At 52.0% G+C, this 18,599-nt stretch carries 15 protein-coding genes; 3 read left to right on the top strand and 12 right to left on the bottom strand.

What is annotated here, in order from left to right; all coding sequences use genetic code 11:
- Window positions 1-79: 79 nt before the first annotated feature.
- From glgA to glgB, 4 genes are all read right to left on the bottom strand, one after another.
- Window positions 80-1,507 (bottom strand): glycogen synthase GlgA, encoded by a 1,428-nt coding sequence (glgA, locus tag EXW96_RS09425; RefSeq protein ID WP_074726827.1) that lies wholly within the window; start codon window positions 1,505-1,507, stop codon window positions 80-82.
- A gap of 144 nt (window positions 1,508-1,651) precedes the next feature.
- Window positions 1,652-2,761: a glucose-1-phosphate adenylyltransferase subunit GlgD gene (gene glgD / locus EXW96_RS09420; protein WP_074726826.1), complete on the bottom strand. Its 1,110-nt coding sequence runs from the start codon at window positions 2,759-2,761 to the stop codon at window positions 1,652-1,654.
- Window positions 2,758-3,933 (bottom strand): glucose-1-phosphate adenylyltransferase, encoded by a 1,176-nt coding sequence (locus tag EXW96_RS09415; RefSeq protein WP_174350400.1) that lies wholly within the window; start codon window positions 3,931-3,933, stop codon window positions 2,758-2,760. The genes glgD and EXW96_RS09415 overlap by 4 nt, the downstream gene beginning before the upstream one ends.
- Window positions 3,926-5,866, bottom strand: a complete 1,941-nt coding sequence (glgB, locus tag EXW96_RS09410) for a 1,4-alpha-glucan branching protein GlgB (RefSeq protein WP_217437319.1) — start codon at window positions 5,864-5,866, stop codon at window positions 3,926-3,928. Before glgB ends, EXW96_RS09415 begins: the two co-directional genes overlap by 8 nt.
- A 424-nt stretch (window positions 5,867-6,290) precedes the next feature.
- Here glgB and EXW96_RS09405 point away from each other — a divergent pair, with 424 nt between their 5' ends.
- Entirely contained in the window at window positions 6,291-7,154 is an 864-nt protein-coding gene (locus EXW96_RS09405; RefSeq protein ID WP_054817796.1) for a class I SAM-dependent methyltransferase, read from the top strand.
- Window positions 7,155-7,157: 3 nt separating this feature from the next.
- Complete coding sequence (locus tag EXW96_RS09400; RefSeq protein ID WP_174350399.1) at window positions 7,158-7,847, top strand: RluA family pseudouridine synthase; 690 nt, start codon at window positions 7,158-7,160, stop codon at window positions 7,845-7,847.
- A gap of 258 nt (window positions 7,848-8,105) precedes the next feature.
- Here EXW96_RS09400 and EXW96_RS28045 read toward each other — a convergent pair whose 3' ends face one another.
- Window positions 8,106-8,189 (bottom strand): putative holin-like toxin, encoded by an 84-nt coding sequence (locus EXW96_RS28045; protein WP_256380597.1) that lies wholly within the window; start codon window positions 8,187-8,189, stop codon window positions 8,106-8,108.
- 151 nt (window positions 8,190-8,340) lie between these two features.
- Window positions 8,341-8,754 (bottom strand): MarR family winged helix-turn-helix transcriptional regulator, encoded by a 414-nt coding sequence (locus EXW96_RS09395; RefSeq protein WP_054817795.1) that lies wholly within the window; start codon window positions 8,752-8,754, stop codon window positions 8,341-8,343.
- 200 nt (window positions 8,755-8,954) lie between these two features.
- Here EXW96_RS09395 and EXW96_RS09390 point away from each other — a divergent pair, with 200 nt between their 5' ends.
- A complete protein-coding gene (locus tag EXW96_RS09390) occupies window positions 8,955-9,122 on the top strand; it encodes a hypothetical protein (protein WP_171005809.1) in 168 nt (55 codons plus the stop codon).
- Here the strand turns inward: EXW96_RS09390 and gyrA are convergent.
- The 6 genes from gyrA to EXW96_RS09360 all read right to left on the bottom strand — a co-directional run bounded on the left by gyrA (window position 9,119) and on the right by EXW96_RS09360 (window position 18,312).
- Entirely contained in the window at window positions 9,119-11,554 is a 2,436-nt protein-coding gene (gene gyrA, locus EXW96_RS09385) for a DNA gyrase subunit A (protein WP_062408821.1), read from the bottom strand. The genes EXW96_RS09390 and gyrA overlap by 4 nt on opposite strands.
- Window positions 11,555-11,630: 76 nt before the next feature.
- Window positions 11,631-13,598: a DNA topoisomerase IV subunit B gene (parE, locus tag EXW96_RS09380; protein WP_174350398.1), complete on the bottom strand. Its 1,968-nt coding sequence runs from the start codon at window positions 13,596-13,598 to the stop codon at window positions 11,631-11,633.
- A 62-nt stretch (window positions 13,599-13,660) separates the two neighbouring features.
- Complete coding sequence (locus EXW96_RS09375; protein WP_062408823.1) at window positions 13,661-14,653, bottom strand: ABC transporter permease; 993 nt, start codon at window positions 14,651-14,653, stop codon at window positions 13,661-13,663.
- Entirely contained in the window at window positions 14,646-15,650 is a 1,005-nt protein-coding gene (locus EXW96_RS09370) for an ABC transporter ATP-binding protein (protein ID WP_054817794.1), read from the bottom strand. The genes EXW96_RS09375 and EXW96_RS09370 overlap by 8 nt, the downstream gene beginning before the upstream one ends.
- A gap of 21 nt (window positions 15,651-15,671) precedes the next feature.
- On the bottom strand, window positions 15,672-16,589 hold the full coding sequence (locus tag EXW96_RS09365) for a GDSL-type esterase/lipase family protein (RefSeq protein WP_174350397.1): 918 nt from the start codon (window positions 16,587-16,589) through the stop codon (window positions 15,672-15,674).
- A 307-nt stretch (window positions 16,590-16,896) separates the two neighbouring features.
- Complete coding sequence (locus tag EXW96_RS09360; RefSeq protein WP_254611296.1) at window positions 16,897-18,312, bottom strand: peptidoglycan DD-metalloendopeptidase family protein; 1,416 nt, start codon at window positions 18,310-18,312, stop codon at window positions 16,897-16,899.
- Window positions 18,313-18,599: the final 287 nt, after the last annotated feature.

Here is an 18,599-nt window from a genome sequence, read left to right as displayed (position 1 = left end):
CTTCCCTATTCCATCCTCCTGCCCTGCATATGCAAAAAAGAGACCTTTGAAGGTCCCTTTTTCCCGCAGCCGGTAACGCTTAATTCACCAGGCTTTGGTATAAGCCGGCGTACTGCTGAGCCGATTTGCGCCAGCTGAAATCTTTCTTCTTGATATTGCTTATCAAATTCGCCCAAACGTTAGGGTCGCGGTACAGCTTGACTGCACGCTCCACCGTATACAGCATGTCATGCGCATTATAATGGGTGAAGCTGAAGCCTGTACCCTCTCCCGTCTTATCGTTGTAAGGGATAACCGTGTCGCGCAGTCCGCCGGTTTCACGAACGATCGGAACGCTGCGGTAGCGCATGGCGATCAGTTGGCCGATGCCGCAAGGCTCGAACAGCGACGGCATCAGGAAGAGATCCGAACCCGCATAAATTTGCCTCGCAAGTCCTTCATCGAATAAGATTTGCGCGGACAGCTTGTCTTCAAAAGCATTGGCGGCCCAGCGGAACAATTGTTCAAAACGAGGCTCTCCCGTACCTAGAATGACCCACTGGGCATCCAGCGACATCAGCTCGCCGATGACCCGGTCGATCAAGGCAAGCCCCTTTTGATCCACCAGCCTCGTCACAAGCGCAATCAGAGGAATCTCTTTGTTTACAGGAAGTCCGAGCCGTTCCTGCAGCTTTACTTTATTTTGCTGTTTCTTCGCTAACGAATCGCGGTAGTTGATCTCCACATGAGGGTCCGTCATCGGATCGAATTCCTCATAATCGAGCCCGTTCAAAATCCCCGTCAGCCGGTGCGACTGGCTGCGCAGCAGACTGTCCAGATGTTCGCCGTAATACGGCGTTTGGATTTCTTCGGCGTAAGTCGGGCTGACCGTGGTAATGAAGTCGGAGTACAGCAATCCGCCTTTGAGAAAGCTTGCCCCTCCGTGCTGCTCCAGCGCATATCCATGGAAATGCTCGTCCCCCAAAGAAAAGTAATCCTTACATTGTTCTTTGCCGAACACGCCTTGATATTTCAAATTGTGAACCGTTGCAACGGTCTTCAGATGGGCATACGGCGGCTGGTAGCTGAAGTGGGCCCGGTACAGCACGGGGATCATCCCGGCTTGCCAATCGTGGCAGTGGATAATGTCCGGCATAAAATCGATGTGCTGCAAGGCATCCATCACCGCCCGGCAATAAAAGGCAAAACGCTCGGCATCGTCACCGTAGCCATAACAGCCATAACGCTTGAAATAATATTCGTTATCGACAAAGTAAAAAATAATGCCCTCGTGCTCCAGCTTCAAGATACCGCAAAACAACGATCTCCAGCCCATCTGCAGATCAAAGACGGCGACGGACTCCATCTTTTGCACGAAATGCTGCGGAATACCCTCATATTTGGGCAGGATGACACGAACATCAAGACCTTGCTTTGCAAGTGCCTTGGGCAGCGAGCCGATGACATCGGCCAGTCCTCCCGTCTTGATAAAAGGTACGGCTTCAGATGCGGCAAATAACACTTTCATGGCTTCCTCCCACTCCTTTAATTTTAGGCGGTCCGGAAAATAGGGCGAATCGGAGGTGACGCCTTATCCGGCAGCAGCCGCTGTAAAGTACGCTCCTGTCGAGCAACCGGCATCACGCCCATCAACCGGACACGCCGCAATATCCTATATCACCTTGGTTTTGGAAGCAATAAACGGTGCTTGTTTGTCACCCGTTAGCACACGGCCTCTGCTGATAAACACATCTTTGTCGAGAATGGCATTCTCAATGATGACATTCTCTTCAATCTCGCAGTTTTGCAGAATGATGCTGTTCTTGACGTATGCGCCCTTGCGGATTTTGACTCCGCGGAACAAAATGCTGTTCTCCACTTTGCCCTCGATCACGCAGCCGTTGGCAATAAGCGAATTCCGGGCATGAGCGTTCTCTGCGTATCTGGCAGGCGGTTCGTCTTTGACCTTCGTGTAGATCAGATTTTTCTGGAAAAACAGCTCCCGCCAGACCTTCGGATTCAGCAGCATCATGCTGTGTTTATAATAGCTTTGAATGGTGTTTACGATGCCGGTATACCCCTCGTGCAAATAGCCGTAAACCCGCAGCTTGCCGATATTTTTCATAATGCCGTCCCGCACAAGATGGTCATACCCCTGGGCAAGGCAGGATTCGACCATGTCGAGCAGCAGCTCTTTGCTCATCACATACGTTTCCATCGAGATGTTGTCGGTCCGAAGACGTCCCGAATAATCCTCGATCACCGTCACCTGCCCGTCATCCTTGACGGCCAAACGGCGGTGTTTGGCATACTCATCGCTCGCCGTTTTTGTATAGATAACCGTGACGTCAGCGTCCTTCTCCAGGTGAAAATCCAACACGGTATTATAATCGATATTGCATACAATATGGCTGCGGGAAATCACCACATATTCCTCACGGCCACGGTAAAAGTAATCGCGATGACTGTAAAACTGGAACAAATCCCCCCGGGACATTCCAGTGGTCTCATGAAGTATGGCCGGTAAAATAAACAAACCGCCGCGCTTCCGATCCAGGTCCCATTCTTTGCCCGAACCCAGATGGTCCATCAAAGAACGGTATTTGTGCTGTGTGAATACAGCTGCATTCTCAATCCCCGAGTTCACCATGTTCGATAAGGTAAAATCAATCAACCGGTATCTCGAACCGAACGGCACCGAGGCAACGCAGCGGGAATAGGTCAGTTCCTCCAAATCATCCGGTTCGTTGACCAGATTAATCACGCCCATCATTCGCTTCATGCAAAATCACCTCTCACCGAAGAAGTAGTCATCCTGATGCGTTCGTTACTGCCGATCAGAATGATGTCCTGATCGCCTTCCTCCTGAGGTTGCCCGATGATGCAGCCGTCCTCCACCAGCGTTCCTTCACCAATAATGGATTTATAAATCTTTACGTTATTCCCGATCTTGACGTTCGGCATAATGACCGAATCCTTAATCAAACTGCCTTCTCCTATCTCCACTCCATAGAAAAGCACAGAATGATCCACTTCACCGAATACACAGCAGCCTTCGTTCACCAGCGACCGTCTGATCTGCGCCGTCGGCGCTACATACTGCCCGGGCTGAAGCGGATTGACCGAGTAGATGCGCCACTCCCTGTCGTTGAGATTGAATTCGGGTTCATTCTCAAGCAGATCCATATTGGCTTCCCACAAACTTTGAACGGTACCGACATCTTTCCAATACCCCGCAAAAGGGTAAGCCATCATCCTCAAATTGTCGCGCAGCATAGCGGGGATGACATCCTTGCCGAAATCTTTGCTGGATCCGGTATCCGCCTCGTCCTTGATTAAGTATTCCTTTAACACCTGCCAATTGAATATGTAAATGCCCATAGAAGCGAGATTGCTCTTCGGCTCCTCCGGCTTTTCAACGAATTCGATAATGCATTGATCCTCATCCGCGCTCATAATGCCGAAGCGGCTGGCCTCCTCCCATTTAACTTCAATCACGGCAATGGTCACGTCCGCGCCCCTGCGCTTATGGAAATCCAGCATCACATCGTAATCCATCTTGTAGATGTGGTCTCCTGAAATGACCAGGACATACTCGGGATCGTACTGCTCGACAAACGAAATGTTGCGGTAAATCGCGTTCGCGGTACCTTTGTACCAATCTCCTCCGCTTTGCTCCATATAGGGAGGGAGCACGGTAACCCCGCCGTTCTTGCGGTCGAGATCCCACGGCGTTCCGATACCGATATAAGTATTCAGCACAAGCGGCTGGTACTGCGTCAGCACGCCGACGGTATCGATGCCCGAATTCGTGCAGTTGCTCAATGTGAAGTCGATAATCCGGTATTTTCCCCCGAAATGCACCGCCGGCTTGGCCAGCTTGTTCGTCAACAATCCTAGACGCCTTCCTTCGCCGCCTGCCAGCAGCATGGCTACACACTCTTTTTTACGCATCGGCTCTGCTCCTTCCTCGATTGGCTTTCGAACGCTTCCGCTTGATTTTGATCGGTTTGAAAATCACCGTAGCCAGCGGCGGCAAACCTATATGCAGACTGTCCGGGCGGTCATGCCAAGCAATTTCCTCGGTTTTCAGCTTGCCGGAGTTGAGCTTGCCGGAGCCTCCGTATTCGCCCGCATCGCTGTTGAACAATTCCACATATTCACCGGCATAAGGAACGCCGATTCGATAGTGTTCATGGTAAACCGGGGTAAAATTGCTCACGATGACAAGCACATCCTCAGGATCACTGGACTTCCGCATAAACGTGGCGACACTTTGCTTCTGATCGTGCGGATCGATCCAGGCGAATCCTTCAGGCTGATGATCTAGCTCCCATAAGGCCGCTTCCCGCAAATACAGGTGATTGAGGTCACGAACATAGCGGTGCATGCTGAGATGGCTGTCATAGCCGAGCATCTCCCAATCGAGATCTTCTAAATCCTTCCATTCGTCAAATTGACCGAACTCACCTCCCATGAAAAGTAATTTTTTGCCCGGATGAGACATCATATAGCCGTATAACACCCGCAAGTTGGCAAACTTCTGCCAGTAATCGCCCGGCATTTTGTTAAGCAGCGATTTTTTGCCGTGCACCACTTCGTCATGAGACAGCGGCAGCACATAATTTTCGGAGAAAGCGTACATAAAGCTGAATGTCAGCAATGAATGGCTGCCGCCCCGGAAGTACGGATCCATTTCCATGTACTTCAGCATATCGTTCATCCAGCCCATGTTCCATTTATAGTTAAAACCCAGGCCGCCGTCATGAACGGGAGCTGTAACGAGCGGCCAGGCGGTGGAATCCTCAGCCATCATCAGCGCATGCGGATCATAACCAAAGACGGTACGATTCAATTTTTTTATAAATTCGATCGCTTCGGGGTTCTCGTCCCCTCCGTGGGTATTCTTCACCCACATTTCGCGCGGTTTACCGAAATTGAGGTACAGGAGGCTGGCCACGGCATCCACCCGCAAGCCGTCTATATGATAGATATCCATCCAGAACAAGGCGTTCGAGATCAGAAAGCTGACCACTTCCGGCTTGGAGAAATCGAAGGAGAGCGTTCCCCACTCCGGTTTGTCGGCGCGTGCAGGGTCATTGTATTCGAAAAGCGGTTCTCCATCGAAGCGGCGAAGGCCATGGTCATCCTTCACGAAGTGCCCCGGCACCCAATCCATAATTACCCCGAGCCCCGCTTGGTGGCAGCGGTCTATAAAATACATGAAATCCTTCGGCGTTCCGAACCGGCTCGTCACCGAGTAGTAACCTGTCGCCTGGTAGCCCCAGGAACGATCATAGGGATGCTCGGCCAGAGGCAGCAGCTCGATGTGGGTATATCCCATATCTTTTACGTATTCGACCAGATCCTCGGCCAGTTCGCGATAGGTATAGTAGCCTCCGTCCGGCTTTTTCTTCCATGTGCCCAGGTGAACCTCATAGATGTTCATAGGGCCACGAAAGGCCGATGTGGTCTTTCTTTTCTCCCTCCACGCCTGATCCGCCCATTCGTAACCTTCGAGAGATGCGATGCGTGATGCGGTTCCCGGCTTCACTTCAGACCAGAAGGCATAAGGGTCTGCTTTGTGCAGCGTCGCGCCTCCCGAAGTCGCAATTTCGTACTTGTAATAATCCCCCTCTTTGACAGCGGGCACAAACAAGGACCAGACGCCCCAGAGGCTGATTTTTTGCATAACGTGTTTGGAGCCGTCCCAACGATTAAAATCGCCAACCACCCTCACTTCCCGGGCATGCGGCGCCCAAACGGAGAAGCGTACCCCCGAAACGCCTGCCTCTATCGTCAAATGGGCGCCGAGCATGCGGTAGCTCTGGAATAAATTGCCCTCATGAAATAAATACAAATCCTCCGGACCGGGGATCAAGCTCATTACCATTCATTCATCCCCTTTTCGTTTCATTTCTGTGTTCGATAACACCCCTACTGCATCTTTGAAAAATCACTTTCCTGATTTCGATTATCCTGCATAAAGATTGATAAAATGTAAGGAAATGTTTACGTAAGGAGCTGCACCTGCTGATGAATCCGCGGCATGGGCTTGCCGATTCAAACGATAAGTGAGAGGAACTCAGATTGAAGTATATTGCAACAAGCTCAAAGATATGTTTGAAGATGCGCTGAACGAAACCATGATAAAAAAGGAGAGGGATTCATGAGATACAGATATTTTCCCGGAAACGCTTCTTTTTTTACGCTCCGATGGATTCGGCCGTCCGAATCGTGTAGAATGTGAAAATGGATAACGGCTCAGGCCGGTTAAGCATAAGAACATAAACAAAGGATGGTCGCAATTTATGTATGCAGCACAAGATTGGAAAGATTACGAGCTTATCGATACCGGCGGAGGCGAGAAGCTGGAACGGTGGGGCAGCATTATTCTGAGACGTCCCGACCCGCAAATCATATGGCCTTTGGCCAAGGAAACCGGCGTTTGGCGCAATGCCGACGCACACTATCACCGCAGCTCCAGCGGCGGCGGCCGTTGGGAATACAAAAACGACATTCCGGAACGCTGGACCATATCTTATCACGGACTTTCCTTTCACATTAAACCTACAAGCTTCAAGCATACCGGTCTGTTTCCTGAGCAGGCGGTGAACTGGACCTGGATGATGGATAAGATACGCAGCGCCGGAAGACCGATCCGCGTGTTGAATTTATTCGCCTATACCGGAGGGGCATCGGTAGCGTGCGCTTCAGCGGGGGCTGAGGTATGTCATGTGGATGCATCCAAAGGCGTCGTGCAATGGGCCAAAGAAAATTTGCAGCTTTCAGGCCTCGGCCATCGTCCGGTTCGCTTCATCACCGATGACGTGTTCAAATTCGTGCAGCGGGAGCAGCGGCGCGGAAGCAAGTACGATGCCATCATCATGGATCCTCCTTCCTACGGCCGCGGCCCGAACGGCGAGACGTGGAAGCTCGAAACGAACCTGTACCCGTTTGTTGAATCGTGCATGAACATATTGACGGACAAGCCGCTTTTTTTCCTGATCAACTCTTATACGACAGGCCTCTCGGCTACCGTGCTCCATAACATTTTGTCGTTGTCGCTCGGACGTTCTTACGGGGGAACGATATCGTGCGGCGAAATCGGTCTGCCGATTACCGCCACCAAGCTTACGCTCCCCTGCGGAATTCTTGGCCGATGGGAGGCGTAACGAATGTCCGGCGCTTCTCATCCCTTACAGGTGCTGTATGAGGATAATCATGTGATTGTCGTCATCAAGCCGCCAAACGTGCCTACGCAGGAGGATGACTCCGGGGATCCCGATATGCTGACGCTGATCAAAGCCGATCTGAAGCAGCGTTATCAAAAGCCGGGCAATGTTTACCTCGGGCTGGTCCACCGGCTTGACCGCCCGGTCGGAGGCGTCATGGTATTCGCCAAAACCTCCAAGGCGGCATCGCGCCTCTCCGATGCCGTTCGCACCCGCTCGATTCGCAAGGTGTATACGGCGGTGGTTCACGGGCGTCCGCTGCCGCCGCAAGGTACGCTGAGACACCATCTGTTGAAGGACACGAAGACGAATACGGTAACCGTCGTTCCGCAGACCAAACCCGGTGCCAAAGATGCGATTCTTGACTATCGGGTTCTGGATCATCAGGACGGTCTTTCGCTTGTACAGGTTGAGCTGCAAACCGGCCGTCCGCACCAAATTCGCGTACAGTTTGCGGAGATCGGCTGCCCCTTGGCGGGAGATCAGCGGTACGGGGGACGCTTCGCGCGACCGGGACAGCAGATCGCGCTGTGGTCCACGATGCTCAGCTTCGAGCATCCGGTGACCAAAGAATCCCTGAGTTTTTCCTCCCGCCCTCCCGGTACGTATCCCTGGAGCTTATGGGATTATTGAGGCCAAGGTTATACGTTCGTCCTTCTCAACGCCTGCTTCATAGTACAATAGGTCGAACAAAATAGCCGAACGTCTTTTCAAAGCAGTCCAAAATGTGTTAATATAATCTTACATAACACCCTAACTGATAAATCTAAGAAGGACCGAAGATGTTCGCAGCATCCACGGTCCGGGGTACAATAGATTGCCCCAAGGGCGATCGGCACAAGGTCAAACCAAGAATGCTGGACCTCCTGGCTACCAAGGCTCAAGGGAGGTCTACTTCTTTTTCAAGTAGGAAAGCAAGGCGAGGATGAACATGCCGAACATGAACATCATGGTTACCGCATCCTTTACTTCCATGGCATCACCTCCTTCCAAGCCCGCTTTACGCGAGCCGGTAAGCTGCGAGGATCTGCCAACCGCCCTTGAGTGCCTATTCTATTGTCACCACATTATACCATATGGCGCTATAAATGAGAACATATTTTCGTATTTTACGAATGTAAACACTTTATGCATTTGCAACTTTTCCGAGCAAATAGACGAGAAGCTGCTGGTTATGCGACGAAATGCGGCTGAGATAAGCCTGAAGAAAGCGCTCCCGAATCTGTATGCCGCGTTCGCATTCCTCCCGCCCTTTATCCGTCACCAGAACCCATACGATTCGTCGGTCTTTCTCATCTCTTTCCCTGGAAATCAACCCGGATTTTTCCATGCGGTCAAGAAGCGTCGTCACCGCGGCCGGCGTTGTCGCCAAAACGTCGGTAAAATCCGATGGTTTCATTCGCTGCTGTCCGGAGAACATCAAAAGCTCCAGAACCGTAAGCTGCCCTTCCGTCAAGGTGGGGGCCAACTCCGTTTCCATATGCGTTCTCAGATCTTTTGACAATTTCCACCAGAGCTTTGCAAACTCTTGGGTTACCACATTCATCACTCCCGCAGAGCCATTTCTTACCTAAAATTATAACACTTCCGCTTGTGATTTTAAAGGTTAATATCATAAATATTTTAGGACATAAAACGATAAAAACAGGTACCATTTGACCTAGTTCAACATATAATGCACTAGGGACGTTCACCTATCGGCGGAGCTTGTCAAACCGTGTAAAAAAGGAGTGAGCTTCATTGGAAGATTGGAAGAAGAAAATCGGGGAAACCGCCTTGCAGAAGGGCATAATCAACGACCCACAATGGCTCGAAAAGCTGGACGATTCGATACCGGTGTGGGCCGTATTACAAATGATGCTGGAGCTGCTCGAAAAAGTGGAGCCGAACTACACCAGCTATGATTAAGTAAATTTGAGCAAAACGTTGACCGTATCGTTCTTGCCTAATGGAATGATCTGCTTCCCTGTGGACTTGCGCTCCTCAATCGGAGCTTGTTCTGTCGAGAATTCGGCTCTATCGCCGCTGCTTAAAACCGCGGTAATGTCGAACGGTTCTTTGACTACAAAAGCGCCGCGGATTCCTGTGCCGTTCGGCTTCACCCGCTTGCCTTCCTTGAATTCAAATGTAAAGACGCCTTTCCCCCCGCGGCCCTGCACGGGATAGTCGACAACGAGCGAGCGCTTGGCGTATCCCAAATCGGATACAACCAATACTTCTCCTTCGTCTCCATCCAGCCACTCGGCGGAGACCACTTCATCGTCTTCCTTCAATTGAATGCCGCGAACGCCTGCCGCGGCGCGCCCCATCGGGTTAACCTCGTCTTCATTGAAGCGGATCGCCATTCCGAGCCTGGTGACAAGCAGCAGCTCCTTGGAGCCGGTGCTCAGCTTGACATCCAACAGTGCATCCTGCTCCCCAATCTTGCAGGCAACAATTCCGGTGGAACGGTTCGTTGCATACTCTTTGAGCTCCGTCCGCTTGACTTGTCCTCTTCGCGTAATGAACAGGAGCGATTTGCCCGCTTCTTCAAAATCCTTCACGGGAAGCACATGAACAATCCGGTCATCTTTGGGAATCGGGATGATATTGACAATCGCCGTACCGTTCTCTTTCCACTTGAACTCCGGAATTTGATGTACCGGAAGCAGGAAGTATTGGCCCTTTTGCGTAAAAATCAGAAGGTTTTCCAGCGTATTGACATCCAGCAGGCTGCGGAGGTAATCGCCCTCTTTCAGTCCCGTTTTGTCAATTTCCCCGCCCGAACGAATAAAAGAGAGCTTACCGGTGCGCTTGATGTATCCCTCGTTCGAAAGCGTAACGAATACGTCCTCGGCGGTCACCATGACTTCCAGGTTGACCTTCAGTTCTTCTACTTCATCCTGAATTTTGGAACGCCTGTCGATTCCGTATTTATCCCGGATTTGCGAGATCTCCTTTTTAATCACGCCAAGCAGCTTTTTCTCGCTCCCGAGAATGCCCTGCAGATATTCAATCGTTTTTTGCACATCCGCGAGCTCTTTCTCCAGCGAATGAATTTCCAAATTGGTCAAACGGTACAATTGAAGCGTCAGAATAGCGTCGGCCTGGCGTTCTGTGAAGCCGAACTTCTCCACCAGATTGTTTTGCGCGTCTTGACGGTTCTTCGACGCCTTGATCGCAGCGATGACCTCGTCGAGAATATTCAGCGCCTTAACCAATCCTTCGAGCACATGCGCGCGGTCCGACGCTTTCTCCAACTCAAATTGAGACCGGTGTGTCACGACTTCTTTCTGGTGCTCGATGTAAGCCTCCAGCATTTCCTTCAAGCCGAGCTGCTTTGGCGTCTTGTTTACAATCGCGACCATGTTGAAGTTATAAGTGACCTGCAAATCCGTTTTTTTCAGCAAATACGCCAAAATCCCCTGCGCATCCGCATCCTTCTTCAGATCGACAACAATCCTCAGACCCTCACGGCCGCTCTCGTCACGCACCTCGGCAATGCCTTCGATTTTTTTCTCCAGACGGATGTTTTCCATCGCTGTGACAAGCCGGGATTTGACCACTTGATAAGGAATTTCCGTAATGACGATTTGCTGGCGCCCGCCGCGCACTTCTTCGATTGATGTAAGCGCCCTGACATAAATGCGGCCCTTGCCGGTCCGATACGCTTCACGGATGCCCTCCGAGCCCATGATGATGCCTCCGGTAGGAAAATCGGGCCCTTTGACGATACCCATCAGCTCGTCCAGCGTAAGGTCCGGCCGGTCGATCAGCGCAATGCAGGCATCGATCACTTCGCGCAGATTGTGCGTCGGAATCTCGGTTGCAAAACCGGATGAGATCCCGCTTACCCCGTTTACCAGCAGGTTGGGATATCGGGAAGGCAGCACTACCGGTTCCTTTGTCGTATTATCGAAGTTATCCTTGAATTGCACCGTACGCTTCTCAATATCTCGCAGCAGTTCCATCGCAATTTCGGACAAGCGGGCTTCCGTATAACGCATCGCCGCAGCCGGATCGTCATCCAGCGAGCCCCAGTTGCCGTGGCCGTCGACCAGCACATGACCCATTTTCCAGGGCTGCGCCATACGCACCATGCCCTCGTAAATCGACGAATCCCCGTGCGGATGGTAGTTGCCCATGACGTCGCCAACGGTCTTGGCCGACTTGCGGTATGGTTTATCCGGCGTATTGCCTGCATCGTACATCGCATAAAGTATGCGCCGCTGCACCGGCTTCAGCCCGTCGCGCACATCCGGAATCGCCCGGTCTTGAATAATATATTTAGAATACCTGCCGAACCGATCACCTACAACCTCTTCCAAAAAGGCCGGCAAAAAGTTTTCGAGTATGCTCACTTAAGGCCCCCCGTATACGCTTATATTATTTTCTCAGGATGGCCGTCAGCCGCGTTTCATAAACGGGATGGCATCCTTATTCTTCAAATTCCGTAAAATCCACATTCTCGATAATCCAGCGCTTACGCGGATCCACCTTATCCCCCATCAGCGTGGATACACGGCGTTCGGCTTTGGCCGCATCCTCAATCCGAACCTGCAGGAGCGTCCGCGTAGCCGGATCCATTGTTGTCTCCCACAGCTGATCGGGATTCATTTCTCCCAGACCTTTGTAACGCTGTAGCTCAATGTTCTTGCCAAGCTCCTTGGTCAACGCCTGAAGCTGCTCATCGGTCCAGGCGTATTTTATCGTGCTCGACTTGCCCGATTTCTTGGTCACCTTATACAGCGGAGGCTGGGCTATGTAAACTCTGCCGGCGTCGATTAACGGCTTCATGTAGCGATAAAAGAAGGTCAGCAGCAGGACCTGGATATGCGCGCCGTCGGTATCCGCATCGGTCATAATGATGATTTTGGCGTAATTGCTTTCCGATACATCGAATTCTGGTCCGACGCCTGCCCCGATCGCGGCGATAATCGCCTTGTATTCCTCATTTTTCATAATGTCGAGAAGCTTGGCTTTTTCCGGATTCATCGGCTTGCCCTTGAGCGGCAGGATGGCCTGGTGGCGCGAATCGCGTCCCTGTTTGGCTGAACCGCCCGCCGAATCCCCCTCGACGATGAACAGCTCGTTGCGGGTAAAATCCTTCGACTGCGCCGGTGTCAGCTTGCCTCCAAGATTGGAGCTCTCGCTTTTCCCCTTCTTGCCGCTGCGGATTTCTTCACGGGCTTTACGCGCCGCTTCGCGGGCTTTCGCCGATTGAATCGCTTTTTTCATGATCAATTGCGCAACATGCGGATTTTCCTCCAGGAAAACGGCCATTTTCTCGGATACGACCGAATCGACCGCACTGCGCGCCGAAGCGCTCCCGAGCTGGTCTTTCGTTTGGCCTACGAATTCGACCTCGCCCATCTTGATGTTGATGACCGCCATCATGCCTTCGCGCAGATCTTGTCCGTCAAGATTTTTTTCTTTTTCCTTCAGCATCCCGTTTTTGCGGGCATAGTCGTTCATCACCCGTGTGTATGCGGTCTTGAAGCCGGTCTCGTGCGTTCCGCCGCCGCGCGTCGGGATGGAATTGACGAACGAAACCAAGGTCTCGGTATAGCCGTCGTTGTACTGAAGGGCAACCTCGACCTCAATCTCGTCTTTCTCCTGATAAAAATGAATCACGTCGTGCAGCACCGCTTTGTCCTCATTCAAAAATTGGACGAACTGGCTGGCGCCGCCTTCGTATTGAAACGTCTCCTGCTTGCCTGCACGCTCGTCGGTCAATGTGACCTTGAGACCCGAGTTCAGGAACGCGATTTCCTGTAAGCGTTCATATAGCGTATCGTAATTGATCGCAGTGCCGCCCTGAAAAACGCGTTTGTCCGGCTTAAACGTCACCTTCGTCCCGCTTTTGCGGGTCGTGCCGATGACTTCAAGTCCTGTAACCGGCTCTCCGACGTGCTCTTTGCCCTGCTCGTCCACCCAGTATTCGAACCGCTGACGGTGAATTTTGCCTTCACGGTAAATTTCCACTTCGAGCCATTCGGACAGCGCATTGGTGACGGAAGCGCCGACGCCGTGCAAGCCGCCGGATTTTTTGTACCCTCCGCCTCCGAACTTGCCGCCCGCATGAAGAATCGTAAACACCACCTGCGGTGTGGGAATGCCTGTCTTGTGCATACCGGTAGGTATACCGCGGCCGTTATCCTGTACCGTCACCGATTGGTCCTTATGAATGATGACGTCGATCTCCGAGCAATACTTGGCCAGATGCTCGTCCACCGCATTGTCCACAATCTCCCAGATCAAATGATGCAATCCCGATGAACTGGTACTGCCGATATACATCCCCGGCCGTTTGCGGACCGCTACAAGTCCCTCCAGCACCTGAATATCGTCAGCACCGTAATCCGTCGGCGCTGCATTTCCAAACAAATCCAGTTGTTCCGCCATTAAAGCCTCCTACACACCTTTTGTCTCCATTCAGCTAACATGCATTATAACATTTGAAAGGATTAGTTCAATACATCTTTTTTCGTAAACACTACAAAAGACACAAGTACGGATACCAGACCCCATACCGTCAAAACGGCTAAGGAAAACGGCAAATCCATGCCTTTAATGGGCGGAAGCGAGCCCGCCAAATAATCGGTAAGCTCCAGATTGACCATGAAAAAATATTTTGCCGTTTCCCATGAGGACACCATATTGCTCAAAATCGTACCTGAGATCAGCACCGCCAGCATGATCCCCATCCCCGCCGCCGTGCTGCGAAATAATACGGATACCATCAGCGTCATCAAGGCCACAATCAGCGCGGAATACCATACCAGCCCGAACTGCATGAACAGATAAAGCCACTGCTCGACCGGACGGACCAGGGAGAAATCGATCTCCGTTCCCGATAGCTGAAAACCGAAAAAGACGGGCATGTCCCAGCCCCCGTAACCGAAGACAGCGCCGGAAATCAGATAGGCGAGCAAGCCTGTGGCAATGACGATAATGGAAGTAAACAGAATCAGCGCAATCAGCTTGCTCAGCAGGATTTTCCACCGCTGAACGGGCCTGGTCAACAGCAGCTTGATCGTTCCGGACGTGTGCTCTCCGGACACCAGATCCGCCGCAATCACCATCACCATGAGCGGGATGAACAGGCCGACCGCATTTTTCACAAACTCTCTTGTAAAGGTTACCCCGTTCGGGGAGGCCGGATTCACATCTTTATCCAAATAATATTGCGCGAGGCTGACCTCGACCCTGCGCCACTGCTTCCACTCCTCGGGCATCCGGTTGCTGCCGAGGCTGCGGGTATAATCAACGATTTTCTGACGCTGCTCCGCCCGCCAGTCATTGGTCCCGAACTGCTTGAGGTGGTTTTGGGTCACTTTCAACTGGGCATAGGTAAACATAGGAATAATCGCAGCAAGGATGAGCAGCACGACCAGAAGTCTCTTTTTCTTGACAATCTTGATGCACTCGTTTTTGACAAGCGGATACAAACTAACCAATGCGCTCTCCCTCCGTCAGCTTCAAGAATAGATCCTCCAGCGTCGGATTTTTGATCTCAATACCGTACAGCCGCACCCCGGCTTCCACCATGCGCCGCGATACATCCGGTATGGCGTCCAGATTCATTTGTGTAACGATCTGCGGCTGAATGGCTCCAGTCCCGGTTTCGCCTGCAGACGAAGCCTGGTTACCGCCGGGGAAAATCACGACCTCCGGCTCGGCCTTCAAGATGTGCAGCGCCCGGTCTATCGGTTGAACGCTCCAAACGACGGTACTGGCCGACTCATCCACTAACGCGGACACCTCGCCGACCTTGATGACCTCTCCCTGACTGATAATGGCGACACGATCGCACATCTGCTGGATTTCGCTAAGCAAATGGCTCGATATGAAAAGGCTGAGACCCGAATCCGCCAGCTTGCGGATAAATTCGCGCAGCTCCTTGATGCCCTGCGGATCGAGACCGTTGGTAGGCTCGTCGAGAATCAGCAGCTTCGGGTCGTTCAACAGCGCCTGAGCAATGCCAAGCCGCTGCCTCATCCCCAATGAATAGGTCTTCACTTTGTCGTGAATACGCTGGTCCATCCCGACAATGTCAACGACCTCCCGGATACGTTGGTCGGTAATGCCGGGCAGCATCCGGGCAAAATGCTCCAGATTCTCCCAGCCGCTCAAATACCCGTAAAGCTCAGGGTTTTCCACGATACAGCCGACATACTGAAGCGCCTCGTTATGCTCCTTTTGCACGTCATAGCCGCAGATTCGGATCGATCCTTCCGTAGGGCGGATCAAATCGACCAGCATGCGGATTGTCGTCGTCTTCCCTGAACCGTTCGGACCGAGAAACCCGAAGATTTCACCGGCATACACGTCAAACGAAATGCCTTTGATAATCAAACGATTGCCGATTTTCTTCTTCACGTCGTTTACGGACAAAACCAGCTGCGCCTCTCTCCCCTTGGCGTGCGCTTTATCCTGGGCATTCACCGTTATCATATCTGCAGCCCCCTCCTGATCCTAATTCAAAATATCGACGATCCGCCGCGCAATCCGCTCATAGCCTTGCTGATTCGGATGGAAATGATCGGTATATAAGTACTTGTTCACATTCAACTGAAACAAATCGTAGGTCGGTACGACCGTAATGTTCGGATAACGGCTGGCCAAGTCGAAAGCGCCCGTGTTCCAGCTTTGAATAACCGGGGCTCCCGCACGGTTCGAATCCAGATCCAGAAACGGGTGATACAAGCCTACGTACATGATTCTTGCGCCGGGGTTCGCCTTGCTCACCCGGTCGAACACCTGCTCCAGACGCTTCAGCGCCTCCGGAATCCGCTGTGCCGCTGCCGCCGGATTGAACCCTTCCTCCGAATCCGAAGTTCCTTGCGACGTCTGCGGGCTTGTCCCTTGCGAACCCCGGGAGGGATCCGCGGCGCCTTGTGTGTCCTGTCCGCCCTGCGGGTCGAAAATATCCGCCCCGCCCTCAAATAAATCGTTGCCCCCGATCGTCAAAAGCACAAGATCCGCATCTCCGAGCGCTTTCTCCACATCGGCTTTTTTGGCGTCCCAATCCTTCAACAGATCATATGTTCGAAAACCGGGAATAGCAAAATTATTATAAACGAATACCGGTTTGCCCAGCTGCTCCTCCAGCTTGTCCCGGACTTGTCCGACGTACCCCTTGCCGGTCAGATCTCCGGTTCCAGCCGTCAGCGAATCCCCCAGGGCCACGATGCGTATCTGCTCTTTAGCTTCCCAGGCATCCTGCCGGGGCTTAGTCTCTACAGGCGGAGCAACCTCCCCCGGACTCTCCGGTACGGCGGGTTTTGGAAACATAATCTGGTTTACGGCATACGCAAAGCCGCCAACGCACAGGATCGTGGACAATAGCGCCGACAGCCCGACAGTGCGCCATAACCACCGTGATGATTTCACTGCTCTCCCCCATTTCTTTCGTTGAATCAAGTTGCATCTTTTTTTAGAGTAGCGGTTTGAGCAGCGATTTGCAAACTTGAAGCCCGGTTCCAATCGGCTGTACGTCATCGCAAATGGGTTTGCACGCAAAGGTTTAAGCAGCATCACTCCTTGAACGGCTGTAAAATTCATGTGTATCGTATCATGCTTGTATATGGTTTAGTCGGAGGGTTGCAGAGGAAAATGGAGGAATAGCAGGGGATAACCAATACCGTCGAAGGTCCGTCAAGCCGGATCAAAAATAACGGACCGGTCGCGGGGCGAACCATTATAGACTGAAATATTTCATCGGATTTTGCTGGCGGCCGTTTTTGATGATTTCAAAATGCAGATGAACGCCTGTAGAGTTGCCCGTGCTGCCCATGACGCCGATTTTTTCTCCCTTTTTTACGGTCTCGTCCTGGCGGACCCCCAGCTTGCTCAGGTGTCCGTACAGCGTTTCATACCCGTTGCCGTGATCAATAATAATGCAGTTGCCGTAGCCGGATTTCCAGCCGGCAAAAATGACCTTGCCGTTATCCGATGCCAGAATCCCGCGCTCTTCGGACACGAAATCCGTGCCTTTATGATTTTTACCCCATCGAAGGCCAAATTCGCTGGTCACTTTGGCACGCAGCACCGGCAGGGTGAACTTCCCTGTTCCCGTTCCGGGAATCACCTTTGTTCCTTGACGGACGATGCTTTGCACAGGGGCCTCCACGAGCTGCTCGCCAATCTTCTTCTCTTCCTTCAGCTCGCCGTTGACGCGAACGATTTGGTAAGACACCTGCTTTAAGCCGGGCTTGCCATTAGATACAATCTGGATCACGCCGGATTTCAATCCGCTGTCCTTTTCATATTTTACTCCGCTCGGCACCTTCACTTGCTCCGTGCGCGTTTCTCTCGTCACTACAGAGAGCCATGGCTGCTGTACGCTCAAGTTCAGCTTTTGTCCGATACGGATCAAATCATTTTTAATACCGGGATTATTCGCCCGAATCAGATCGGAAGGGATACGATATCTTTGTGCGATGAGGGAGATGCAATCTCCCGGCTGCACCGTATATTCCATAGGCTGAACGTCTCCGGTCACAATCCGGTTCAGCACCGTCTCATAAGCCTCCACTTTGCCGGGAGTCACGGCCGTCTCCAGCAGTTCCACCCTTTGTACAAATTCGGCGGTTGTCCTTCCTTCGGGCGTATTCCCTTCTTGTCCGGCAGACAACACCGAAGCCTCCTTATGCTTTTGGGAAGCCATATAAGGAGCCTTCACCTGTTCCAATATTGCGGCGGCCGTCTCGGGATCCTTGACAATCCCCGCCGTTCTCCCCTCAATCCGGATCTCTACGGCATAGTAAGTAAACATGATTTTCTCGTTCAGAGCGGCCAGGACCGCATCAAGGTCGATCACGTCGCGGCGCGCAGTGCTCTCTTCAAAGCGAAGCCGATCCAAATTGGACGTGAACCGGTAAAAGGAGTGCCGCTGCCCTGCTTCTTCATAACGATCCGCCTTCCACCGCCGGATCTTGTCGGTATCGGATACGGTGCCAACCCATTGGTCATCCAGGAACACATCGTACAAGACGATGCTGTGGGCCTTCACAAACCATCTGCCCGAAATGACGACAGCTATAATCACAGCAAAGGCTGTAAACCATTGAATGAAAGCCAGCGTTTTTCCCATTGCGCTCGTGCGGTTCTTCAATGTCTTTTACCCCCTTCAGACGGTGATACGAGAATATGTAAATAAATGCCATATCGTTTGGCACCCTCACCATATATATGTCGTTCATGCCGAGATAAGACAAGAAAACAAAAAAACTCCCTAAATTCCGCTTTTGAAAGGGAATTCGGGAGGTTTGGCCGGACTGTCTGAAGTTTACTTTCACTATCTGCCGCTTGCTTCGGCGCATCGTATTTTGCTCTCCAAAGCCTGGAACCCTTTTTCGTTGTATGCCTTGGCCCTGGCGCAAAAAAGAAGAAAGCTGTCCA

Source organism: Paenibacillus sp. JMULE4, from assembly GCF_013337105.1.
Taxonomy (GTDB): Bacteria; Bacillota; Bacilli; order Paenibacillales; family NBRC-103111; genus Paenibacillus_G; species Paenibacillus_G naphthalenovorans.
This window is presented reverse-complemented; position numbering and strand designations above follow the sequence as displayed.

Excerpts from the sequence above, each read along its gene's own strand:
- EXW96_RS09370 (WP_054817794.1), bottom strand. The coding sequence starts at position 15,650 with ATGATAACGGTGAATGCCCAGGATAAAGCGCACGCCAAGGGGAGAGAG.
- EXW96_RS09405 (WP_054817796.1), top strand. The coding sequence starts at position 6,291 with ATGTATGCAGCACAAGATTGGAAAGATTACGAGCTTATCGATACCGGC.
- glgB (WP_217437319.1), bottom strand. The coding sequence starts at position 5,866 with ATGAGCTTGATCCCCGGTCCGGAGGATTTGTATTTATTTCATGAGGGC.
- glgD (WP_074726826.1), bottom strand. The coding sequence starts at position 2,761 with ATGAAGCGAATGATGGGCGTGATTAATCTGGTCAACGAACCGGATGAT.
- glgA (WP_074726827.1), bottom strand. The coding sequence starts at position 1,507 with ATGAAAGTGTTATTTGCCGCATCTGAAGCCGTACCTTTTATCAAGACG.
- EXW96_RS28045 (WP_256380597.1), bottom strand. The coding sequence starts at position 8,189 with ATGGAAGTAAAGGATGCGGTAACCATGATGTTCATGTTCGGCATGTTC.
- parE (WP_174350398.1), bottom strand. The coding sequence starts at position 13,598 with ATGGCGGAACAACTGGATTTGTTTGGAAATGCAGCGCCGACGGATTAC.
- EXW96_RS09400 (WP_174350399.1), top strand. The coding sequence starts at position 7,158 with ATGTCCGGCGCTTCTCATCCCTTACAGGTGCTGTATGAGGATAATCAT.
- EXW96_RS09415 (WP_174350400.1), bottom strand. The coding sequence starts at position 3,933 with ATGCGTAAAAAAGAGTGTGTAGCCATGCTGCTGGCAGGCGGCGAAGGA.